Origin of the sequence: Enterococcus sp. 12C11_DIV0727, from assembly GCF_002148425.2 — a bacterium.
Classification (GTDB): Bacteria; Bacillota; Bacilli; order Lactobacillales; family Enterococcaceae; genus Enterococcus_L; species Enterococcus_L lemimoniae.
This window is the reverse complement of the sequence record NZ_CP147248.1, coordinates 2,796,307-2,817,544: the sequence shown is the minus strand read 5'-3', so window position 1 is coordinate 2,817,544 and position 21,238 is coordinate 2,796,307. Positions and strand designations below refer to the sequence as shown.

Sequence of the window (21,238 nt, the reverse complement as noted above, 5' to 3'; positions counted from 1 at the left end):
TTAATCTAAAAGAAAGCGTTGATTCAATGTATCTTTCGTCACTTTGTCAATGTTGATTGCTTGTTTTAAATAGGTTGAGATATCACCATATTGCGCTTCCACCGTCTGATAAAAGTTATCTAAATAACGACTATCCACATTCAAAGCTACATGTAAAGCTTCTAAATTTTGTGCTTCTAAGTCAGCTTTTTTTGCTTGTTCTAAAATTTCCGCATTTTCTTTTTTTCGTAACTCATTTGTTAATAAATAATCTTGATAAATCGCCGCTCTCGGTACGCCTAACGTTTCCAATACTAATAATGCAGCAATCCCAGTGCGGTCTTTCCCTGCAAAACAGTGAAATAAAATACTTTCTTGTTGCTGTAACGCTAAAATCTCTTCAAAAAATTTGTTGTATCCTTTTTGAGCAGTCGTGTTCAATGCAATATCCGCGTATAATTTTTCCATGTAGGATGCTGATTTTTCTGGAGAACCAATTTTGACAAAGTCACTGATTGAAGCTCCTTCATCTTGGATATCTTCTAAAATGTCGATATGGATGTACTCTGTTTTTGGAACAGACATATCTGGTCTTTCTTCTACTTCTGCTTCACTTCTTAAATCAATGATTTTGCCTAAACGATAGGTTGTTTCTAAACGTTGTTCATCTTCTTTTGTAAGTTTAGATAATTCACCTGATCTTAGAAAAACGTCTTTTTTAACTTGTTTTCCTTCTTTGTTTTTAATACCGCCAATATCACGAAAATTTGTAATAGTTACCATAGTTTAGTCCCTTTTCCTTCTTTTTGTTCTTATTATACACAAAATCCGATCAAAAATGGCTCTTTGATCGAATTTTATGTAAATGAGATTGAAACCAAGCTTGATTTATCGGTTCCGGTTCATTCTCACTATTTAGTTTTCCCTGCTTCCACATAACTTAAATCATTGACTTTATCTAACGTATATTTTCCATCTTTATATTTTACAGTACAAACACTGGCGTTCTTCAAGCCACCTTCTGGAATTTTATAATCGTCAAATAATGTTGCTAACAGTGCTGAAATACTTAGTCCATGAGAGGCAATCAGTACATTACCTGAACCTTCGTTTTTCATTTCTTTTTCAACAATATCATCTAGCCCAGCTTTCAATCGTGTAGTGATCGTTTTGTAGTCTTCAGCGGGCCAATTGACTTTCGCTTCTTCTACATTTTTAGCATCCAATTTTGCCACACTATTGGCAAATGATTCTGGTGTCATATTTTTCATGAATTCTTCTAGCGTAACGCCTTGATCGTCTGCAATATCTTGCCACATAGTGTGATTCAAATCACCTTCATAGGTGCCGAAGTTAAATTCTCTTAAACGTTCATCCGTAATAACTTTTAAATCTGATGATTTTTCACTTTCTTTTACAATCAAATTGGCTGTTTGAATCGCTCGACCGCTATCACTACTGTATGCATTTTGAAACTCAATATCTTTTAGGCCAACTCCTGCCGCTGTGACGACTTCTTCACCAGCTTTCGTTAAGACTGCATCTGACCAACCTTGAACACGATCAGTTGTATTAAGCATTGTTTTCCCATGACGGACAATATACAAGGTTAATTCTTCTGGTGCTTTTTTAGCAGCTGATGCTTCCTCTTTTTTAGCATTGCCATTACCGCATCCTGCAACTACTAATAAACCTAACATTAAAACACCTAACAGTTTTACTGCTTTTTTCATTTGATTTCCCCCTATTTATGCGTTCGTTAAATCTTCTCCATTAGTCGCAATAACTTTTTTATACCAGTCAAATGATTTTTTCTTCGAACGTTTCAAAGTGCCATTGCCTTCGTTGTCACGATCCACATAGATAAAACCATAACGTTTTTTCATTTCCCCTGTTCCAGCTGACACTAAATCGATACAGCCCCACGTTGTATAGCCTAGTAAATCGACGCCATCAAGTTCTACTGCGTCTTTCATTGCTTGGATGTGCGCCGCTAGATATTCGATCCGGTAATCATCAATCACGTTGCCATTTTCGTCTGGTGTATCCACCGCACCTAAGCCGTTTTCCACGATAAACAATGGTTTTTGGTAACGGTCATACAAGTCGTTCATCGTTGTCCGTAAGCCTAGCGGATCAATCTGCCAGCCCCATTCACTTGCTTCTAAATAAGGATTCTTCACTGAGGCAAAGATATTACCGGCTGTTTGTTCGTTAACTGCTGGATCAGTTGATTGAACACGTGATGAGTAGTATGAGAATGAAATAAAGTCTACTGTGTGTTCTTTCAATAATTCTAAATCACCGTCTTCAATTGGCAATTCGATGCCTTCACGTTCTAATTCTTTCAACGCATACGCAGGGTATTCCCCACGCGACTGAACATCGATAAAGAAGAAGTTTTCGCGATCCGCTTTACGAGCTGCCCAAACGTCTTCTGGTTTACAAGTGTAAGCATAGTTGGTTCCTGCCGCTAACATACAGCCGACTTGGTTTTCAGGATCAACTTCATGCGCAATTTTCGTTGCGATCGCACTTGCTAATAATTCATGATGTGCCGCTTGATATTTCACTTGTTCTTTGTTCTCGCCTTCTTCAAAATAAAGACCTGCGCCCATAAAAGGTGCGTGTAAGATCATATTGATTTCATTGAATGTCAACCAATATTTAACCAAGCCTTTATAACGATTGAAAATCACGTTACATAGGTTCTCGTAAAAGCCAACCAACTCACGACTGCGCCATGCGCCATATTTTTCCACTAAATGCATTGGACAATCAAAGTGAGTGATCGTTACAAGAGGCTCAATGTTATGTTTGCGGCATTCTTTGAACAAATCTTCATAGAATTTCAAGCCTTCTTCATTTGGCTCTGTTTCATCACCTAATGGGAAAATACGACTCCACGCAATCGATAAACGATAGGTTTTAAAGCCCATTTCGCCAAACAAGGCAATATCTTCTTGATAACGGTGGTACATATCGATCGCATTTTGTGCTGGATAAAAATGTTCTTCATCAAAATGAAACATTTTTTTCTCGCCAGTGATCACTGGAAAACGATCTGGTCCGACTGGTGCTAAATCTACGTTCGCTAAGCCGCGACCACCTTCGTTATAGCCCCCTTCACATTGATTCGCTGCGGTTGCGCCGCCCCATAAAAAGTCTTTTCTAAATGACATGTCAAAATCCCTTTCTATACAAAGCTTACAGCAGAGTTTAACTTATTCCACTGCAAGTCATTTTCCATTATTTTTTTAAATCAATCCAGTAATTAAAGTATCGCTTGAAGTCACTTCACGCTCTTGCGTTTCTACAATATCTAAATAGTCAGCTGTATTTGTCACAATAACTGGCGTTTCCACACTATATCCAGCCGCTTTGATCGCTTCAATATCAAATGTAACTAACACTTGACCTTTTTTAACTTTGTCTCCTTGAGCCACTCTTGCTTCAAAACCATTTCCATCTAGCTGAACCGTATCCATCCCGATATGAATCAATAGCTCCATCCCCTGATCTGAAATCAAACCAATTGCATGTAACGTTGGAAACAAGGTCATTACAGTTCCATCAAATGGTGCTCTAACCACACCTTCTGTAGGTTCAATCAAAATACCTTTACCTAAAGCACCTTGAGCAAAGGCTTGATCACTTGCTTTACTTAATGGTAATACACGACCTTTAACCGGACTTAAAACGGCTTCTTTGATTGCCTTTTGTGCTTTTTTATTCTCTGTTATGTCTTCTACGACAGTACTATCTTTCCAGAAGAAGAATGTTAATGCAAAACCGATAACCATTGCGATTAGAATAGCAACAAATGAATGAACAACACCACTCGCATCGTCACCGTTGATAAAGTTTAGAACTCCGAAAATACCTAAACCACCCATTGTATAAGAGGTTACACCCTTGATCATCAAGTATAATCCACCTACAGCAGCACCGATCATTGAAAAAATGAATGGTGTCTTTTTAGGTAAAGTAATACCATAGATTGCTGGTTCAGTTACACCAAAAATTCCTGAAATGATTGCTGGTGGACATAATGCTTTCATTTTTGTGTCTTTCAATTTAAAGAACATCGCCATAACTACAGCAGTCTGTGCAAAACTTGCAGCAAAAGAACCCACTAATACTTGGCTTGCTCCTTCTTGAGTGATTTGCATGATTGCAAGCGGCACAACACTCCAATGTAAACCAAAAATAACCAATACTTGCCAGAAGAAGCCAAGAATAACGCCATATAATGCAGGTGAGAAGCCCATCAACGCTTGGAAACCAGCACTTAGTAAATCAGTTAGCATACTGATGATTGGACCAATTACTAAAAAGCCAATTGGTAATGCAATCAATAGCACAAAGAATGGTACCAAAAATGTTTGAACAACTTCAGGAATAAGTTTCTTGAAGAGCTTTTGGATTTGAGCTGCAAACGCTACAATGAAAATAATTGGTACTACACTACTTGTATATCCAGCACCAACCCAAGGTATTCCTAAAAACGTAGTATATGCAGGTAAACCCAATAAACTATAAGGAGCAGCAGCTCCTGCTCCTGCAGTCGTTTCAAAAGCCGCTTGTAAGGCGCCACCTTGAACTGTTGGATAACAAAGGGATGCACCGATCACAATCCCTACCATCGGATTCAAATTGAATTTTCTAGCAGCTGTATACCCCAAAATCACTGGCATGAAGTAGAAGATCGCATCGCCAATGCCATTTAACATTGTATAAGTTCCAGAAGTAGCAGAATATAATTTCAAGAAAACAAGTAAAGCATTTAAACCTTTTACCATACCAGCTGCAGCAAGTGCTCCTAAGAAAGGTTGGAAACATCCACTTAGAATATCAATTAAACGATTGAAAAGATTACCGCCAGAAGATTCTTGTTCAGCATCAGCTGAAATCCCAGCAATGCTTACAACATCTTCATAAACTGCTGGTACATGATTACCAATGACAACTTGATATTGTCCACCACTTTTCATTACGGTGACAACACCATCCATGTTTTTCAATACATCATCATTTGCTTTTGATTCATCTTTCAACTTAAAGCGCAGACGTGTAATACAATGTGTTAAACTATTAATATTTTCTTTTCCACCTACGTTATCAACAATTTTCTGTGCTAAATCATGATATTTTCCCATTTTTTGTTCCTCCAAAGTTTAGTTTTTATAAATACATTACATTTGAAGGTTTAGCCAACTTAATGTCACTATCCAAGGGGTCTTTCTCTGTTTATCAACTTATCTGTCCACCTTTCATCTTATGATTGATCTATGCTAAGATTTAACAATCTTGCTAACTATTTGTCTGTATTACTCGCGAGATATGAATAATCAAATACATTTTCTCTTCCTTAGAAATAGTATAAGCATAACTTTCCGTCAAAAAATGACCAATTTTATTTACACAAGTGTAAGCATTACAATACTTTTTTTTGATTACTTCGTATAATTCTCCATCATCTTCATCGTGAAATTCTTTATGATTTAATAGACGATAAGCAAAAAATTTTAAATGAGTACTAAAACGATAAAAATAAACAGAATCTTCATTGAAGGTAGTTTTGAAATGATACTTCACGATATTCGTGATTTCTTGCATGATTTTTGTCAGCTCATAAACGTTCCCTACTTCTTCATCCATCTCTGCATTAACTAAGTGTAATGCAATAAAGCCAGCTTCATCCTCTGGTAATTGAACGTCAAATTTTTCTTTGACCATTTCAATTGCTTTAGTACCAATAAAATATTCATCTGAAAAAAAACGTTTGATATCCCATAATAAAAAGTTCTTCACTTCAATTCCTTGTCGCATTCTTTCTAGCGCTGTATGAAGATGGTCAGTTAAAGAAATAAAGATTGTATCATTTAACTTCCTTCCAAGCTTAGTTTTGGCATACTTGATAATTTCATCTGAAAGCTGCATTACCTCCATGGGAAGATCTCCTAGCAATTCTTGGAACTTCAGTGATGTATCTTGATTGGCTAATCGAAATACTTGATCTACCATTGCCTCTGGAACAAAATCTCCAACTTTTTTTTTGAACGCTATACCACGTCCCATAACAATTTGCTCTTGTTTATGGTCATCCAACGTAATCACAACATTATTATTCAAAATTTTTTGAATAATCATCTTTTCGCTCCCTTCTTCACACTTAACTCCTTTAATTGTAAAAAAAGAAAAACCCAACCTTTCCAAAAAAGAAGAATTTCCTCTTCATTGGAAAAATTAGGTTTAGCTTGTATTTAAACAATCACTATCCATTTATTCACTTGTTGTGTACAAGCATAGAATACCCCATTATAAGTGCGATGTCAACGTTTTCATAAAAATATTTTAAAAAACAAAAAAAACATCAAGCTATACGCAAAATGTTTTGTAAACATGACCCGTACGGGAATCGAACCCGTGATACCGCCGTGAAAGGGCGGTGTCTTAACCGCTTGACCAACGGGCCTTTTGAAATTATGGGCCTAAATGGACTCGAACCATCGACCTCACGCTTATCAGGCGTGCGCTCTAACCAGCTGAGCTATAGGCCCTTAAAGAAAAAAGCGGGTGACGAGAATCGAACTCGCGACGGCAGCTTGGAAGGCTGTGGTTTTACCACTAAACTACACCCGCATGCTTCTTCTTTGAAATGGCGCAAGACAGAATCGAACTGCCGACACACGGAGCTTCAATCCGTTGCTCTACCAACTGAGCTACTGCGCCAAAAAATATAATAATAACGGTCTGGACGGGACTCGAACCCGCGACCTCCTGCGTGACAGGCAGGCATTCTAACCAGCTGAACTACCAAACCAATAGTAAGTATTGCGTCACTACTTTATTGCCTTGCTCTTAAATATTATTCAAAAGCAATTGCGGGGGCAGGATTTGAACCTACGACCTTCGGGTTATGAGCCCGACGAGCTACCTGACTGCTCCACCCCGCGATAATTATAGTCTTTATTGACTATAGAAAGGTGTTATTCTTGGTGATTTCTAGTAAGGATACCTCGCTCACTTTGTTCGCCAAGTACTATTCATCATCTGTTCTGGCAAAGCCAATCACATTGATTCTCAGTAAAGGAGGATAAGGGATTCGAACCCTTGCACGGTTTTACCCGCCTGACGGTTTTCAAGACCGTTCCCTTCAGCCGGACTTGGGTAATCCTCCGAAATAAAAAATTATTAAAAATGACCCGTACGGGAATCGAACCCGTGATACCGCCGTGAAAGGGCGGTGTCTTAACCGCTTGACCAACGGGCCGCTATGAAACGGAGAAGGAGGGATTTGAACCCTCGCGCCGGTTTCCCGACCTACACCCTTAGCAGGGGCGCCTCTTCAGCCACTTGAGTACTTCCCCAAGAAAAATTTAAAAATAAATGGGCCTAAATGGACTCGAACCATCGACCTCACGCTTATCAGGCGTGCGCTCTAACCAGCTGAGCTATAGGCCCATAAAGCGGGTGACGAGAATCGAACTCGCGACGACAGCTTGGAAGGCTGTGGTTTTACCACTAAACTACACCCGCAAAACTTTATAACGGTCTGGACGGGACTCGAACCCGCGACCTCCTGCGTGACAGGCAGGCATTCTAACCAGCTGAACTACCAAACCAATAGTAAGTATTGCGTCACTACTTTATTGCCTTGCTCTTAAATATTATTCAAAAGCAATTGCGGGGGCAGGATTTGAACCTACGACCTTCGGGTTATGAGCCCGACGAGCTACCTGACTGCTCCACCCCGCGATAATTATAGTCTTTATTGACTATAGAAAGGTGTTATTCTTGGTGATTTCTAGTAAGGATACCTCGCTCACTTTGTTCGCCAAGTACTATTCATCATCTGTTCTGGCAAAGCCAATCACATTGATTCTCAGTAAAGGAGGATAAGGGATTCGAACCCTTGCACGGTTTTACCCGCCTGACGGTTTTCAAGACCGTTCCCTTCAGCCGGACTTGGGTAATCCTCCGAAATAATTATTAGTAAATCATTCGTCACTACAATGGACCTTGTAGGACTCGAACCTACGACCGGACGGTTATGAGCCGTCTGCTCTAACCAACTGAGCTAAAGGTCCTTGGCTCTTAAAAAGGAATCGCGGCGAAGGGGATCGAACCCCCGACCTCCCGGGTATGAACCGGACGCTCTAGCCAGCTGAGCTACACCGCGAAAATAATAATTACTAATGGAGCCTAGCGGGATCGAACCGCTGACCTCCTGCGTGCAAAGCAGGCGCTCTCCCATCTGAGCTAAGGCCCCACAACATAAATCGGGAAGACAGGATTCGAACCTGCGACCCCTTGGTCCCAAACCAAGTGCTCTACCAAGCTGAGCTACTTCCCGTATTTACAAATGCACCCAAAGGGAGTCGAACCCCTAACCTCTTGATTCGTAGTCAAGCACTCTATCCAGTTGAGCTATGGGTGCTACATGTCATACATCTGTATGTCACTGCAATGCCGAGGACCGGAATCGAACCGGTACGGTGATCACTCACCGCAGGATTTTAAGTCCTGTGCGTCTGCCAGTTCCGCCACCCCGGCGAACAAGCTAAGCGGAAAACGGGGTTCGAACCCGCGACCCCCACCTTGGCAAGGTGGTGCTCTACCACTGAGCTATTTCCGCAATTTGGATGCCGGCTAAAGGATTTGAACCCTCGACCCTCTGATTACAAATCAGATGCTCTACCAACTGAGCTAAGCCGGCGTATTCGCCAAGTATTAAACGAGACTAAAAATGCGGGTGAAGGGACTTGAACCCCCACGCCGTAAGGCGCTAGATCCTAAATCTAGTGCGTCTGCCAATTCCGCCACACCCGCAAAATATTCCTATGAGCCGTGCAGGGCTCGAACCTGCGACCCTCTGATTAAAAGTCAGATGCTCTACCAACTGAGCTAACGGCTCAAAAAATGGAGGTTGACGGGATCGAACCGCCGACCCCCTGCTTGTAAGGCAGGTGCTCTCCCAGCTGAGCTAAACCTCCAAGACAACACTTTAGCGTGGCGACGTCCTACTCTCACAAAGGGAAACCCTTCACTACAATCGGCGCTAAGAAGCTTAACTTCTGTGTTCGGCATGGGAACAGGTGTATCCTTCTCGCTATCGCCACCACACTGGGTGTTGTTACTATTAAGTTGAGTGATTATTCACTCAAAACTGGATTGAAGTAGTAATCAAACATTCCGAAAATACTTTTTTATTTCGTTTCTTTGGTTAAGTCCTCGACCGATTAGTATTGGTCCGCTCCGTACATCACTGCACTTCCACTTCCAACCTATCTACCTGATCATCTCTCAGGGGTCTTACTTTCTTAAAGAAATGGGAAATCTCATCTTGAGGTGGGCTTCACACTTAGATGCTTTCAGCGTTTATCCCTTCCCTACATAGCTACCCAGCAATGCCCTTGGCAGAACAACTGGTACACCAGCGGTAAGTCCATCCCGGTCCTCTCGTACTAAGGACAGCTCCTCTCAAATTTCCAACGCCCGCGACGGATAGGGACCGAACTGTCTCACGACGTTCTGAACCCAGCTCGCGTGCCGCTTTAATGGGCGAACAGCCCAACCCTTGGGACCGACTACAGCCCCAGGATGCGACGAGCCGACATCGAGGTGCCAAACCTCCCCGTCGATGTGGACTCTTGGGGGAGATAAGCCTGTTATCCCCAGGGTAGCTTTTATCCGTTGAGCGATGGCCCTTCCATGCGGAACCACCGGATCACTAAGCCCGACTTTCGTCCCTGCTCGACTTGTAAGTCTCGCAGTCAAGCTCCCTTCTGCCTTTACACTCTGCGAATGATTTCCAACCATTCTGAGGGAACCTTTGGGCGCCTCCGTTACCTTTTAGGAGGCGACCGCCCCAGTCAAACTGCCCACCTGACACTGTCTCCCACCACGATAAGTGGTGCGGGTTAGAGGGTTCATAACACAAGGGTAGTATCCCACCAGCGCCTCCTCCGAAACTAGCGTTCCGGATTCATCGGCTCCTACCTATCCTGTACATGTGGTACAAACACTCAATATCAAGCTACAGTAAAGCTCCATGGGGTCTTTCCGTCCTGTCGCGGGTAACCTGCATCTTCACAGGTACTAAAATTTCACCGAGTCTCTCGTTGAGACAGTGCCCAAATCGTTACGCCTTTCGTGCGGGTCGGAACTTACCCGACAAGGAATTTCGCTACCTTAGGACCGTTATAGTTACGGCCGCCGTTTACTGGGGCTTCAATTCTGAGCTTCGCCGAAGCTAACCCATCCTCTTAACCTTCCAGCACCGGGCAGGCGTCAGCCCCTATACTTCATCTTTCGATTTTGCAGAGACCTGTGTTTTTGATAAACAGTCGCTTGGGCCTATTCACTGCGGCTGACCGAAGTCAGCACCCCTTCTCCCGAAGTTACGGGGTCATTTTGCCGAGTTCCTTAACGAGAGTTCGCTCGCTCACCTTAGGATACTCTCCTCGACTACCTGTGTCGGTTTACGGTACGGGCAGTTGTTTTCTCACTAGAAGCTTTTCTTGACAGTGTGACATCAGGAACTTCGGTACTATTATTTCCCTCCCCATCACAGCTTGTCCGTAAAGAGTAAAGCATTTGACTCTACTCAAGACTTACTGCTTGGACATGCACTTCCAGTCGCATGCATTCCTTAGCCTCCTGCGTCCCTCCATTGCTCAAACAAAAACAACTGGTACAGGAATATCAACCTGTTGTCCATCGCCTACGCCTATCGGCCTCGGCTTAGGTCCCGACTAACCCTGGGCGGACGAGCCTTCCCCAGGAAACCTTAGTCATACGGTGGACGGGATTCTCACCCGTCTTTCGCTACTCATACCGGCATTCTCACTTCTAAGCGCTCCAGCCGTCCTCACGATCGACCTTCAACGCCCTTAGAACGCTCTCCTACCATTACACCAGAGGTGTAATCCACAGCTTCGGTAAACTATTTAGCCCCGGTACATTTTCGGCGCAGGGTCACTCGACTAGTGAGCTATTACGCACTCTTTAAATGGTGGCTGCTTCTGAGCCAACATCCTAGTTGTCTGTGCAACCCCACATCCTTTTCCACTTAATAGTTATTTTGGGACCTTAGCTGGTGGTCTGGGCTGTTTCCCTTTCGACTACGGATCTTATCACTCGCAGTCTGACTCCCGGATATAAATGAATGGCATTCGGAGTTTATCTGAATTCGGTAACCCGAGATGGGCCCCTAGTCCAAACAGTGCTCTACCTCCATCATTCTTAATTCCGAGGCTAGCCCTAAAGCTATTTCGGAGAGAACCAGCTATCTCCAAGTTCGTTTGGAATTTCTCCGCTACCCACAGCTCATCCCCGCACTTTTCAACGTACGTGGGTTCGGTCCTCCAGTGCGTTTTACCACACCTTCAACCTGGCCATGGGTAGATCACATGGTTTCGGGTCTACGACTACATACTCATTCGCCCTATTCAGACTCGCTTTCGCTGCGGCTCCGGCTCTTCACCTTAACCTCGCATGCAATCGTAACTCGCCGGTTCATTCTACAAAAGGCACGCCATCACCCATTAACGGGCTTTGACTTGTTGTAGGCACACGGTTTCAGGATCTATTTCACTCCCCTTCCGGGGTGCTTTTCACCTTTCCCTCACGGTACTGGTTCACTATCGGTCATTAGGGAGTATTTAGCCTTGCGGGATGGTCCCCGCGGATTCCGACGGAATTTCTCGTGTTCCGCCGTACTCAGGATCCTCCTAGGTGTTGCCAACATTTCGTCTACGGGGCTATTACCCACTTTGGCGAACCTTTCCAGGTTCTTCGACTATCTTGACAGACTACCACAACGGAGTCCTACAACCCCAACAAGCAAGCTTGTTGGTTTGGGCTCTTCCCGTTTCGCTCGCCGCTACTCAGGGAATCGAATTTTCTTTCTCTTCCTGCAGGTACTTAGATGTTTCAGTTCTCTGCGTCTACCTCTATCCAGCTATGTATTCACTGAATAGTAACATCCTATAAAAGATGCTGGGTTTCCCCATTCGGAAATCTCTGGATCATAGCTCACTTACAGCTCCCCAAAGCATATCGGTGTTAGTCCCGTCCTTCATCGGCTCCTAATGCCAAGGCATCCACCGTGCGCCCTTATTCACTTAACCTTACGATCTTACGATCGGTTTTGTTTGGTTCGTTTCTCTAGCGATAGAGGCGTGACCAATAAAATAAGCATTCGAACTATTTTACTTAAAAAACTCATTCAACGCGGTGTTCTCGGTTTGTTTTGATTACTTTTTTACTTCAATATCCAGTTTTCAATGAACAATTCGTTTGAGAGAATCATATAATAAGAAAGAAAATCCAATGATTAACTTCTTCTATAAGAGTAAACCTCTCAAAACTGAACAAAGTAGCGACGAATGTGTAAGTTTCCGTAATATTCCTTAGAAAGGAGGTGATCCAGCCGCACCTTCCGATACGGCTACCTTGTTACGACTTCACCCCAATCATCTATCCCACCTTAGGCGGCTGGCTCCACAAGGGTTACCTCACCGACTTCGGGTGTTACAAACTTTCGTGGTGTGACGGGCGGTGTGTACAAGGCCCGGGAACGTATTCACCGCGGCGTGCTGATCCGCGATTACTAGCGATTCCGGCTTCATGTAGGCGAGTTGCAGCCTACAATCCGAACTGAGAGAAGCTTTAAGAGATTTGCATGACCTCGCGGCCTAGCGACTCGTTGTACTTCCCATTGTAGCACGTGTGTAGCCCAGGTCATAAGGGGCATGATGATTTGACGTCATCCCCACCTTCCTCCGGTTTGTCACCGGCAGTCTCGCTAGAGTGCCCAACTGAATGATGGCAACTAACAATAAGGGTTGCGCTCGTTGCGGGACTTAACCCAACATCTCACGACACGAGCTGACGACAACCATGCACCACCTGTCACTTTGTCCCCGAAGGGAAGACTTGATCTCTCAAGCGGTCAAAGGATGTCAAGACCTGGTAAGGTTCTTCGCGTTGCTTCGAATTAAACCACATGCTCCACCGCTTGTGCGGGCCCCCGTCAATTCCTTTGAGTTTCAACCTTGCGGTCGTACTCCCCAGGCGGAGTGCTTAATGCGTTAGCTGCAGCACTGAAGGGCGGAAACCCTCCAACACTTAGCACTCATCGTTTACGGCGTGGACTACCAGGGTATCTAATCCTGTTTGCTCCCCACGCTTTCGAGCCTCAGCGTCAGTTACAGACCAGAGAGTCGCCTTCGCCACTGGTGTTCCTCCATATATCTACGCATTTCACCGCTACACATGGAATTCCACTCTCCTCTTCTGCACTCAAGTCTCCCAGTTTCCAATGACCCTCCCCGGTTGAGCCGGGGGCTTTCACATCAGACTTAAGAAACCGCCTGCGCTCGCTTTACGCCCAATAAATCCGGACAACGCTTGCCACCTACGTATTACCGCGGCTGCTGGCACGTAGTTAGCCGTGGCTTTCTGGTTAGATACCGTCAAGGTAAGAGCAGTTACTCTCCTACTTATTCTTCTCTAACAACAGAGTTTTACGATCCGAAAACCTTCTTCACTCACGCGGCGTTGCTCGGTCAGACTTTCGTCCATTGCCGAAGATTCCCTACTGCTGCCTCCCGTAGGAGTCTGGGCCGTGTCTCAGTCCCAGTGTGGCCGATCACCCTCTCAGGTCGGCTATGCATCATGGCCTTGGTGAGCCGTTACCTCACCAACTAGCTAATGCACCGCGGGTCCATCCATCAGTGACACCCGAAAGCGTCTTTCAAATCAACACCATGCGGTGTCGACTGTTATGCGGTATTAGCACCTGTTTCCAAGTGTTATCCCCCTCTGATGGGTAGGTTACCCACGTGTTACTCACCCGTCCGCCACTCCTCTTTTCAAATGAGTGCAAGCACTCGGTAGAAAAGAAGCGTTCGACTTGCATGTATTAGGCACGCCGCCAGCGTTCGTCCTGAGCCAGGATCAAACTCTCATAATAAAAGTTGAACACGATCTTGCGATCGATAAGCTCATTTGGTTGCTAGCATATTGCTTGCTTGTTATAAATTGTTGTTTGTTTTTACCGTTGTAAAAACAACCTACACATTTGGTTCGTCTTACTTTGTTCAGTTTTCAAAGGTCTACTGTGTTACCTCGCAGCAACTTTTATATCATATCAAATCTTCGATTTGATGTCAACACTTTTTTTAAAAAAAGTTTCAAAGTTTTTTTCTGCTTGATGTTATCAACTGTTTCGTGACAACTTCATTAGTTTATCAGGTTACTTGTTATTTGTCAACAACTTTCTCGCCGATTTTTCAAGTTTTTTCAAACTCGAATTGTTATTCTATTTTCGTTCAGCTGTCTTTGTTTCTTGCGACAACTCCACTAGTTTATCAGGTCCGCAGCTGCTTGTCAACAACTATTTTACTGATTGCAAAAGTTTTTTTCAAACTTAAGCTGTTATATTATCTTCATCGTTTGACATGTTTCCTCGGTGCCTTGCGACAAGATATAATATACCAAGATTCTAGGCGTAGGTCAACTAAAACTTGCACTTTTTTGAAAGTTTTTTCCGTTACCGATTGTTTTACTATTTTTGTTCTTCAATGTTCGTTTTTTACCTTTCAGGATAGGTATTCATTGTGTTTTTCTTAGTATTTTTTAGAAAATAAAAAGGGCAGATTATTACCATATAATCTGCCCTTTGATTTTTTTATCTCATTGTTGGGAATAATAGGACATCACGAATTGATTGAGCATCAGTTAATAGCATAACTAAGCGGTCAATCCCGATTCCTAATCCTCCGGTTGGTGGCAAACCATACTCTAATGCTTCAATAAAGTCTTCATCCACCCCATGTGCTTCATCATTTCCTTGTTCACGTTCTTTTTCTTGGCCTTCAAAACGTTCACGTTGATCAATTGGATCATTTAGTTCAGTAAATGCATTCGCAAATTCTTTTCCTACTATAAATAGTTCGAATCGATCAGTAAAACGACCATCTTCTGGATTTTTCTTCGCTAAAGGTGATACTTCTACTGGATGTCCGTAAACAAAAGTTGGTTGCTCAAGCGTTTCTTCAACAAATGTTTCAAAGAACTCATTTATAATATGACCAACCGTCATGTTTTGATTAATTTCTACATTGTGCTCGTTCGCAAAGGCACGTGCTTCTTCAATAGTCAGTTCTTGCCAGAAATCAACACCGGTTTGTTCTTTGATCGCTTCAACCATATGGACACGTTTAAATTCAGAGCCTAAATCGACGTCTTTACCATCATATGTGATCGTTGTTGTTCCCAACACTTTTTCCGCAGCATTACGGATAATTCCTTCTGTTAAATCCATTACATCTTTATAATCTGTATAGGCTGTATAGGCTTCTAACATCGTAAATTCAGGATTATGCGTTGTGTCGATCCCTTCGTTACGGAATACTCGACCAATCTCATAGACTTTCTCCATACCGCCGACAATCAAACGTTTTAAGTGCAATTCTAAGGCAATTCGTAAGTATAAATCCATATCCAATGCGTTGTGATGTGTAATAAACGGACGTGCCGTAGCACCGCCAGCATCATTGTGCAGGACAGGTGTTTCTACTTCTACATAGCCATTACTATCAAGATAACGACGGATTTCGCTAATGATTTGACTACGTTTCATGAAACGATCGAAACTGTCTTTATTACTAATCAAATCTAAATAGCGTTGACGGTAACGTTGTTCTACATTTGTTAAACCATGGTATTTATCCGGTAATGGACGTAGGGCTTTTGTTAACAACACAATTGTTTTCGCTTTAACCGTTACTTCACCTGTATCTGTTTTCATAATTTGTCCTGTAACACCAAAGAAGTCCCCCAAGTCCGCATGTTTAAATAATTCATAGGCTTCATCACCAACCTGATCTTTTCGTACATAGATCTGTAGTTGTCCTTCGCGGTCTTGTAAATGAGCAAAGCCAGCTTTTCCTTTGCCACGTTTGGTCATCATTCGACCAGCTACGCTCGCTGATAAATCCATCTCGCTTAATTCTTCTTTTGAGTGTTGATCAAATTGTTCATGTAATTCTTTTGAGTTATGTGTACGATCAAAACGCTTGCCGAAAGGATCAATCCCTTCTCCACGTAAATTTTCCATTTTCTCACGACGCACAAGCATTTGATCATTTAGATCTTCTACATGCGCTTGTTGTTCATCTGCCACTTTACTTCCTCCATTCTGAAATCACATACCCCTATAATGCCACATTAAAACAAAAAAAAGCAAGCCGAATTTTTGTTTCGGCCTGCTTTTTTTACTAGATTGTTTCGATTGTATCTTTTTCTGCATGTTTTTCTGCTTTTTCTTCAAATGCATCAAGTAAATCAACCATCATTTGCTGAGTCTCTGCTTGGTTGATCGCAACTTTTACTTTAGCTGCACGAGGAATCCCTTTTAGATAGTATGAAGCATGTTGTCTAAATTCTCTCGTAGCGATTTTTTCACCTTTTAAATCAACTAGTCGTTGCAGATGTACTTTAGCCGTTTCAATTTTTTCACGCGGTGTCGGCTCAGGCATCAGCTCTCCTGTTTCAAGATATTCTTTAGTCCGCTGAATCATCCAGGGGTTGCCTAGCGCTGCTCGACCGATCATAACACCGTCCGCTCCCACATATTCAAGCATTCGTTTTGCATCTTCTGGTGTACGAACATCGCCGTTCCCCATAAAAGGGATTGTTAGATGTTGTTTTACTTCTTTTAAAACGTCCCAGTTTGCTTGACCTTCATACATTTGAACTCTAGTACGACCATGCATAGCGATAGCTGAAGCACCTGCTTTTTCAGCTGCCAAGGCATTTTCAACAGCAAATAGATGCTCTTCATCCCAACCAGTTCGCATTTTCACTGTAACAGGTAGGTCTATTGCAGAAGAAACGGCATCGACCATTTCATAAACTTTATTCGGATCTAAAAGCCATTTTGCACCTGCTTCGGCTTTGATCACTTTATTTACGGGACACCCCATGTTGATATCAATGATTGCAGCTTTAGTGTTTTCTTCTACAAATTTCGCTGCTTCAACTAGGTTCTCTTTATCTCCACCAAAAATTTGTACGCTTAATGGGTACTCTTGGTCATCGATATACAGCATGTCTAAGGTTTTTTTGTTTCTTTGTTGAATTCCTTTATCACTGATCATTTCACAGACCACTAAGCCTGCACCAAATTCTTTAACCGTCACACGAAATGCTGCGTTACTGATTCCTGCCATCGGTGCAACAACGACACGATTTGGGATTTCAACGTTTCCTATTTTCCACATAGTGATTCGCTCCTATTGCTCTCGTGTATTTTTGATTGCTTCATCGCGAAGCTCGATTAAATCCGTTTCACTATAGTGATATTTATTACCACAGAATTGGCAAACAGCTTCCGCCCCATGATCCTCATCGATCATAGCATTGATTTCGTCTAAACCTACAGCGATGATTGCTGTACCAAATTTTTCTTTTGAGCAATTACATTTGAATTGAACGGGCATTTTTTCTAAGATTTCAATTTCATCTTTACCAAGAAGGCGTTCTAAGATTCCCTCGGGCGACTCTCCTTCGTCGATCAAGCGGGAAATCATCGGTACTTCTTGTAATCGTTGTTCAATAAAATCAATTGTTTTTTCATCTGCGCCTGGCATCACTTGGATCATAAAGCCACCTGCCGCTTTGACACTTTCATTTGTATCAACCAAGACACTTAGCCCGATTGCAGATGGTATTTGTTCGGAAACAGCCATGAAATAGGTGAAGTCTTCACCTATTTCACCAGAAACAATCGGTGTTTGCCCTGAAAATGTTTCTTTTAAACCTAAATCCTTGATTACAGTGAAAATCCCTTCTGTTCCTACTGCTCCGCGAACGTCAATTTTACCACTTTCGTTTAGCGTCAAACTAACATGTGGATTTTTTATATAGCCTTTAGTATTACCACTACCGTCGCTATCAACAACAATACTTCCTGCTGGCCCATTTCCTTGAACTTTTACAGTTAATTTATCTTCGCCTTTTAATGTTGCTCCAAGTAATAAAGCGCCTACCATCGTTCTGCCTAATGCTGCAGTTGACGAGCTCCATGTGTCATGACGTTTTTGTGCTTCTGAAATTATATTTGTTGCGCGAACTGCATAAGCGCGAATCGATCCTTCATAACATAATGCTTTAACTAAGTAATCTTCCATTTTTATTTTCCTCTTCTCACTTGGGACTTTTTCTGACTCATTATCAGATAATACTAGGGTTTCACTATTTTTTCAACTAAATAATGTTGATTCAAAGAAAAACAAACAACCTCTGCCAGCCTAAACTGATAGAGATTGCAGACTTCTTTTGAAGAGTAATAGACCTTAGGCGCTCAAACTAGTTTGAGTAATCCTTTGAACGGTTCAAGGGAAAATAACTCCTTAACATGATATACATTAAAATCGTACAAACTAATACGATATAAAATGCTTTAGTATTTAATGAATACATGTAGATGGAATAGCCAGCGATAACTAGCGGAATCCCCACATATTGCACGAATGGATTCTGCCATTTTCTTTTTCCCATTATCCACATCATACGCAATGGTAAAAATAAAATGCAAAAAAAGACGAGCCCCACAAATTGAGTAAGAACACTTTTTATACGGAACATCATTTGTTTCCTCCTTTTTTCTTCTTCTGTTTTGTAATGCCACTTAAACTGTAAAATAGTTTCTAACAAATGCAACGATACTTGGTCTGGCAGGCTTTTTCCTAGTTCCCATTTCGAGATTGTTTGACGCGTGACATATATCTTGTCTGCCAGTTGTTGTTGTGTGATACCTGATTCAATTCTTTTTTCACGAATTAGTTCGCCTAAAGTCATTCCACTCGCTCCTTTAAATCTAATACTTACTTTACTCAAAATACAGCAATGGCGCACGTTGCGCACGCAACAAATCAAAAAATCTCTGTTAAACTCGTTTAGTGAGCTCAACAGAGATTCTATTTTCTTATTTGTAACGATCATCAAAGTTATTACGGTCATATTCAGAATCTGTCTTACGTTCATCATCAGTTTTCGTTTCTGATTGAACTTGTTCTTCTGTTTTTTCGCTGTCCGCTTTTACTTCTTCTACTTCGTCATGTAATTCTTTTTTCGCTTCTTCAAAATCTTGTTTTTCTTCAGCTTGTCTTTGAGCATCTTTTTCTTCTAATGCACGTTTTGCTTCTTCAAACGTTTGAGCTTTTTCGCTAGGGAATTGGCTATCAATAACGTCTTGAGGCATAACCCCTTCTTCAAACAATGATTTGATACTGCGGGCATCTAACGTTTCGAATTCCAACAGTTTTTCAGCAATCAGCTTATGTTGCGCACGGTGAGATTCAATGATTTCACGTGCTTTATCATGAGCTTCCATCAAGATACGACGTACTTCTTGATCGATTTCAAAGGCAACTTGTTCAGAGTATGCTTTCGTTTGACCATAATCACGACCAACAAAGACTTGATGGTTTCCTTCATATTGAACTGGACCTAATTTGTCGCTCATTCCATATTCAGTTACCATACTACGGGCAATCCCAGTCGCTTGTTCAAAGTCATTAGATGCACCTGTTGATTGAACATTGAAGATAATTTCTTCAGCTGTACGACCACCAAGTAAACCAACGATTTGTTCAAACATGTCTTCTCTAGTCATTAAGAATTGATCTTCTTTTGGTAAAGCAATCATATAACCACCAGCGCGGCCACGAGGAATGATCGTTACTTTATGAACAACGCGAGCACGGCTTAAGACTAAACCGACAATTGTATGTCCAGCTTCGTGGTAAGCAACCATTTCGCGTTCTTTTTTGTTGATGACACGATCTTTTTTCGCAGGTCCTGCAATGACACGATCTTCTGCTTCATCCACATCGGATGCATCGATTTTCTTCTTATTACGACGAGCTGCAACTAAAGCGGCTTCGTTTAAGACGTTTTCTAAATCTGCACCAGCAAAACCTGGTGTTTGTTGTGCTACTACTTTTAAATCAACATCGTCAGCCAATGGTTTGTTACGGGCATGAACTTTAAGAATTGCTTCACGACCTTTCACATCAGGACGACCTACTAAAATTTGACGGTCAAAACGACCTGGACGTAATAATGCTGGATCTAATACGTCTGAACGGTTGGTTGCGGCAACAACAATAACACCTTCGTTACCATCAAATCCATCCATTTCCACAAGTAATTGGTTAAGGGTTTGTTCACGTTCATCGTGCCCTCCGCCCATACCAGCACCACGTTGACGACCTACTGCATCGATTTCATCGATAAAGATGATCGCTGGAGCGTTTTTCTTCGCTGTTTCAAATAAGTCACGGACACGGCTTGCCCCGACACCGACAAACATTTCAACGAAGTCTGAACCCGAGATAGAATAAAACGGTACGCCTGCTTCACCGGCAACGGCTTTAGCAAGTAATGTTTTACCTGTTCCTGGAGGTCCTTCTAGTAGAACACCTGCTGGTATGCGGGCACCTAATTCAACGAAACGGCGAGGATCTTTTAAGAACTCAACCACTTCAACTAATTCTTGTTTTTCTTCTTCAGCTCCTGCTACATCAGAGAAGCGTACGCGGTTGGCTTTTTTATCTGCTTCTTTGGCTTTTGATTTACCAAAGTTCATGACACGGCCGCCACCACCGCCACCGCCGCCTTGTTGTCCCATCATCATATAGAATAGGAAGATGAACAATACGATCGGTAAGAAACTAAACAAGATAGAAAGCCAAGCACCACTTGTTGATTGTTCTTTTACTGTAAGTTTTACATTGTTGTCTTTAGCCATATCTTGGATCCCAGACAATGTGATATCACTCGGTAGGACAATTGTTGTAAATGATTTTGTCGAAACTTCTGTTGATCCCCATAAAGAAAGACCGCCAGTGTTTTTGATTTCTTGTTTTTCTTTGTACTGACCTGTGATTTTAAACACACCATTTGTTGGTTGGATTGTCAGTTCTTTGACTTTGCCTTCCTCTAATTGAGTACTAAAAGTCGAGTATTCGATATCTGGTGATTGAGGATTGTTATTTCCAAAAATGAAATATACAACCATAACCATCGCCAAAATCAGCAATACGTAATATAGGCCATTTTTCATGCCGCCATTCTTTTTATTCATGCCTGTCCTCCTTTGACTGCTGCTCGTAATTAATTTTACGGTTTATTTTATCAATTCTGACCTTTACATTGTAACATAACTAAATCTAAGAGA

The 21,238-nt window shown here is 42.2% G+C and carries 10 protein-coding genes, 25 tRNA genes and 3 rRNA genes; all 38 read right to left on the bottom strand.

Annotation, left to right across the window (positions count from 1 at the left end; all coding sequences use genetic code 11):
* The 38 genes from A5866_RS13395 to ftsH all read right to left on the bottom strand — a co-directional run bounded on the left by A5866_RS13395 (position 1) and on the right by ftsH (position 21,145).
* Positions 1-762: a tyrosine-protein phosphatase gene (locus tag A5866_RS13395; protein ID WP_086281737.1), complete on the bottom strand. Its 762-nt coding sequence runs from the start codon at positions 760-762 to the stop codon at positions 1-3.
* A 128-nt stretch (positions 763-890) separates the two neighbouring features.
* A complete protein-coding gene (locus A5866_RS13390; RefSeq protein WP_086281736.1) occupies positions 891-1,712 on the bottom strand; it encodes a histidine phosphatase family protein in 822 nt (273 codons plus the stop codon).
* A gap of 15 nt (positions 1,713-1,727) precedes the next feature.
* Positions 1,728-3,161, bottom strand: a complete 1,434-nt coding sequence (locus A5866_RS13385; RefSeq protein WP_086445139.1) for a 6-phospho-beta-glucosidase — start codon at positions 3,159-3,161, stop codon at positions 1,728-1,730.
* Between the two features lie 75 nt (positions 3,162-3,236).
* On the bottom strand, positions 3,237-5,138 hold the full coding sequence (locus tag A5866_RS13380) for a beta-glucoside-specific PTS transporter subunit IIABC (protein ID WP_086281734.1): 1,902 nt from the start codon (positions 5,136-5,138) through the stop codon (positions 3,237-3,239).
* 154 nt (positions 5,139-5,292) lie between these two features.
* Positions 5,293-6,132, bottom strand: coding sequence for a BglG family transcription antiterminator LicT (gene licT, locus A5866_RS13375; RefSeq protein ID WP_086445551.1), 840 nt, complete (start codon positions 6,130-6,132; stop codon positions 5,293-5,295).
* 253 nt (positions 6,133-6,385) lie between these two features.
* Positions 6,386-6,457 (bottom strand) — tRNA-Glu (locus A5866_RS13370).
* Between the two features lie 11 nt (positions 6,458-6,468).
* Positions 6,469-6,542, bottom strand: a tRNA-Ile gene (locus A5866_RS13365).
* Positions 6,543-6,553: 11 nt separating this feature from the next.
* Positions 6,554-6,624, bottom strand: a tRNA-Gly gene (locus tag A5866_RS13360).
* Positions 6,625-6,641: 17 nt separating this feature from the next.
* Positions 6,642-6,714 (bottom strand) — tRNA-Phe (locus tag A5866_RS13355).
* 17 nt (positions 6,715-6,731) lie between these two features.
* Positions 6,732-6,805, bottom strand: a tRNA-Asp gene (locus A5866_RS13350).
* 59 nt (positions 6,806-6,864) lie between these two features.
* Positions 6,865-6,938 (bottom strand) — tRNA-Met (locus A5866_RS13345).
* Between the two features lie 134 nt (positions 6,939-7,072).
* Positions 7,073-7,162 (bottom strand) — tRNA-Ser (locus A5866_RS13340).
* Positions 7,163-7,183: 21 nt separating this feature from the next.
* A tRNA-Glu gene (locus A5866_RS13335) sits at positions 7,184-7,255 on the bottom strand.
* 9 nt (positions 7,256-7,264) lie between these two features.
* Positions 7,265-7,352 (bottom strand) — tRNA-Ser (locus A5866_RS13330).
* 20 nt (positions 7,353-7,372) lie between these two features.
* Positions 7,373-7,446: transfer RNA gene (locus tag A5866_RS13325), tRNA-Ile, on the bottom strand.
* A 4-nt stretch (positions 7,447-7,450) separates the two neighbouring features.
* Positions 7,451-7,521, bottom strand: a tRNA-Gly gene (locus A5866_RS13320).
* Positions 7,522-7,533: 12 nt separating this feature from the next.
* A tRNA-Asp gene (locus A5866_RS13315) sits at positions 7,534-7,607 on the bottom strand.
* 59 nt (positions 7,608-7,666) lie between these two features.
* A tRNA-Met gene (locus tag A5866_RS13310) sits at positions 7,667-7,740 on the bottom strand.
* A 134-nt stretch (positions 7,741-7,874) separates the two neighbouring features.
* Positions 7,875-7,964 (bottom strand) — tRNA-Ser (locus A5866_RS13305).
* A 34-nt stretch (positions 7,965-7,998) separates the two neighbouring features.
* A tRNA-Ile gene (locus A5866_RS13300) sits at positions 7,999-8,072 on the bottom strand.
* An 18-nt stretch (positions 8,073-8,090) separates the two neighbouring features.
* Positions 8,091-8,164 (bottom strand) — tRNA-Met (locus tag A5866_RS13295).
* Between the two features lie 17 nt (positions 8,165-8,181).
* A tRNA-Ala gene (locus tag A5866_RS13290) sits at positions 8,182-8,254 on the bottom strand.
* Positions 8,255-8,264: 10 nt separating this feature from the next.
* Positions 8,265-8,338 (bottom strand) — tRNA-Pro (locus tag A5866_RS13285).
* Positions 8,339-8,348: 10 nt separating this feature from the next.
* Positions 8,349-8,422 (bottom strand) — tRNA-Arg (locus A5866_RS13280).
* A gap of 30 nt (positions 8,423-8,452) precedes the next feature.
* Positions 8,453-8,538: transfer RNA gene (locus tag A5866_RS13275), tRNA-Leu, on the bottom strand.
* A 10-nt stretch (positions 8,539-8,548) separates the two neighbouring features.
* A tRNA-Gly gene (locus A5866_RS13270) sits at positions 8,549-8,620 on the bottom strand.
* 8 nt (positions 8,621-8,628) lie between these two features.
* A tRNA-Thr gene (locus tag A5866_RS13265) sits at positions 8,629-8,701 on the bottom strand.
* Positions 8,702-8,732: 31 nt separating this feature from the next.
* Positions 8,733-8,814: transfer RNA gene (locus tag A5866_RS13260), tRNA-Leu, on the bottom strand.
* A gap of 12 nt (positions 8,815-8,826) precedes the next feature.
* Positions 8,827-8,899, bottom strand: a tRNA-Lys gene (locus A5866_RS13255).
* A 6-nt stretch (positions 8,900-8,905) separates the two neighbouring features.
* A tRNA-Val gene (locus A5866_RS13250) sits at positions 8,906-8,978 on the bottom strand.
* A gap of 14 nt (positions 8,979-8,992) precedes the next feature.
* Positions 8,993-9,108 (bottom strand): 5S ribosomal RNA (gene rrf, locus A5866_RS13245).
* A 96-nt stretch (positions 9,109-9,204) separates the two neighbouring features.
* Positions 9,205-12,116, bottom strand: a 23S ribosomal RNA gene (locus A5866_RS13240).
* 286 nt (positions 12,117-12,402) lie between these two features.
* Positions 12,403-13,963, bottom strand: a 16S ribosomal RNA gene (locus A5866_RS13235).
* Together the 16S, 23S and 5S rRNA genes with 25 tRNA genes alongside form the textbook arrangement of a ribosomal RNA operon.
* 717 nt (positions 13,964-14,680) lie before the next feature.
* Positions 14,681-16,177, bottom strand: a complete 1,497-nt coding sequence (gene lysS / locus A5866_RS13230) for a lysine--tRNA ligase (RefSeq protein ID WP_086445140.1) — start codon at positions 16,175-16,177, stop codon at positions 14,681-14,683.
* 94 nt (positions 16,178-16,271) lie between these two features.
* Positions 16,272-17,276 (bottom strand): tRNA dihydrouridine synthase DusB, encoded by a 1,005-nt coding sequence (gene dusB / locus A5866_RS13225; protein ID WP_086276908.1) that lies wholly within the window; start codon positions 17,274-17,276, stop codon positions 16,272-16,274.
* Between the two features lie 12 nt (positions 17,277-17,288).
* Positions 17,289-18,185 carry an Hsp33 family molecular chaperone HslO gene (hslO, locus tag A5866_RS13220; RefSeq protein WP_086445141.1) on the bottom strand — a complete coding sequence of 299 codons (897 nt, stop codon included), beginning with the start codon at positions 18,183-18,185 and terminating at the stop codon, positions 17,289-17,291.
* 178 nt (positions 18,186-18,363) lie between these two features.
* A complete protein-coding gene (locus A5866_RS13215; RefSeq protein ID WP_254907606.1) occupies positions 18,364-18,855 on the bottom strand; it encodes a helix-turn-helix transcriptional regulator in 492 nt (163 codons plus the stop codon).
* A 127-nt stretch (positions 18,856-18,982) separates the two neighbouring features.
* Positions 18,983-21,145, bottom strand: coding sequence for an ATP-dependent zinc metalloprotease FtsH (ftsH, locus tag A5866_RS13210; protein WP_086445142.1), 2,163 nt, complete (start codon positions 21,143-21,145; stop codon positions 18,983-18,985).
* Between the last annotated feature and the right edge of the window lie 93 nt (positions 21,146-21,238).

Coding starts and splice junctions, on each gene's coding strand:
- A5866_RS13395 (WP_086281737.1), bottom strand. CDS start 762: ATGGTAACTATTACAAATTTTCGTGATATTGGCGGTATTAAAAACAAA.
- A5866_RS13390 (WP_086281736.1), bottom strand. CDS start 1,712: ATGAAAAAAGCAGTAAAACTGTTAGGTGTTTTAATGTTAGGTTTATTA.
- A5866_RS13385 (WP_086445139.1), bottom strand. CDS start 3,161: ATGTCATTTAGAAAAGACTTTTTATGGGGCGGCGCAACCGCAGCGAAT.
- A5866_RS13380 (WP_086281734.1), bottom strand. CDS start 5,138: ATGGGAAAATATCATGATTTAGCACAGAAAATTGTTGATAACGTAGGT.
- licT (WP_086445551.1), bottom strand. CDS start 6,132: ATGATTATTCAAAAAATTTTGAATAATAATGTTGTGATTACGTTGGAT.
- dusB (WP_086276908.1), bottom strand. CDS start 17,276: ATGTGGAAAATAGGAAACGTTGAAATCCCAAATCGTGTCGTTGTTGCA.
- hslO (WP_086445141.1), bottom strand. CDS start 18,185: ATGGAAGATTACTTAGTTAAAGCATTATGTTATGAAGGATCGATTCGC.
- A5866_RS13215 (WP_254907606.1), bottom strand. CDS start 18,855: ATGACTTTAGGCGAACTAATTCGTGAAAAAAGAATTGAATCAGGTATC.
- ftsH (WP_086445142.1), bottom strand. CDS start 21,145: ATGAATAAAAAGAATGGCGGCATGAAAAATGGCCTATATTACGTATTG.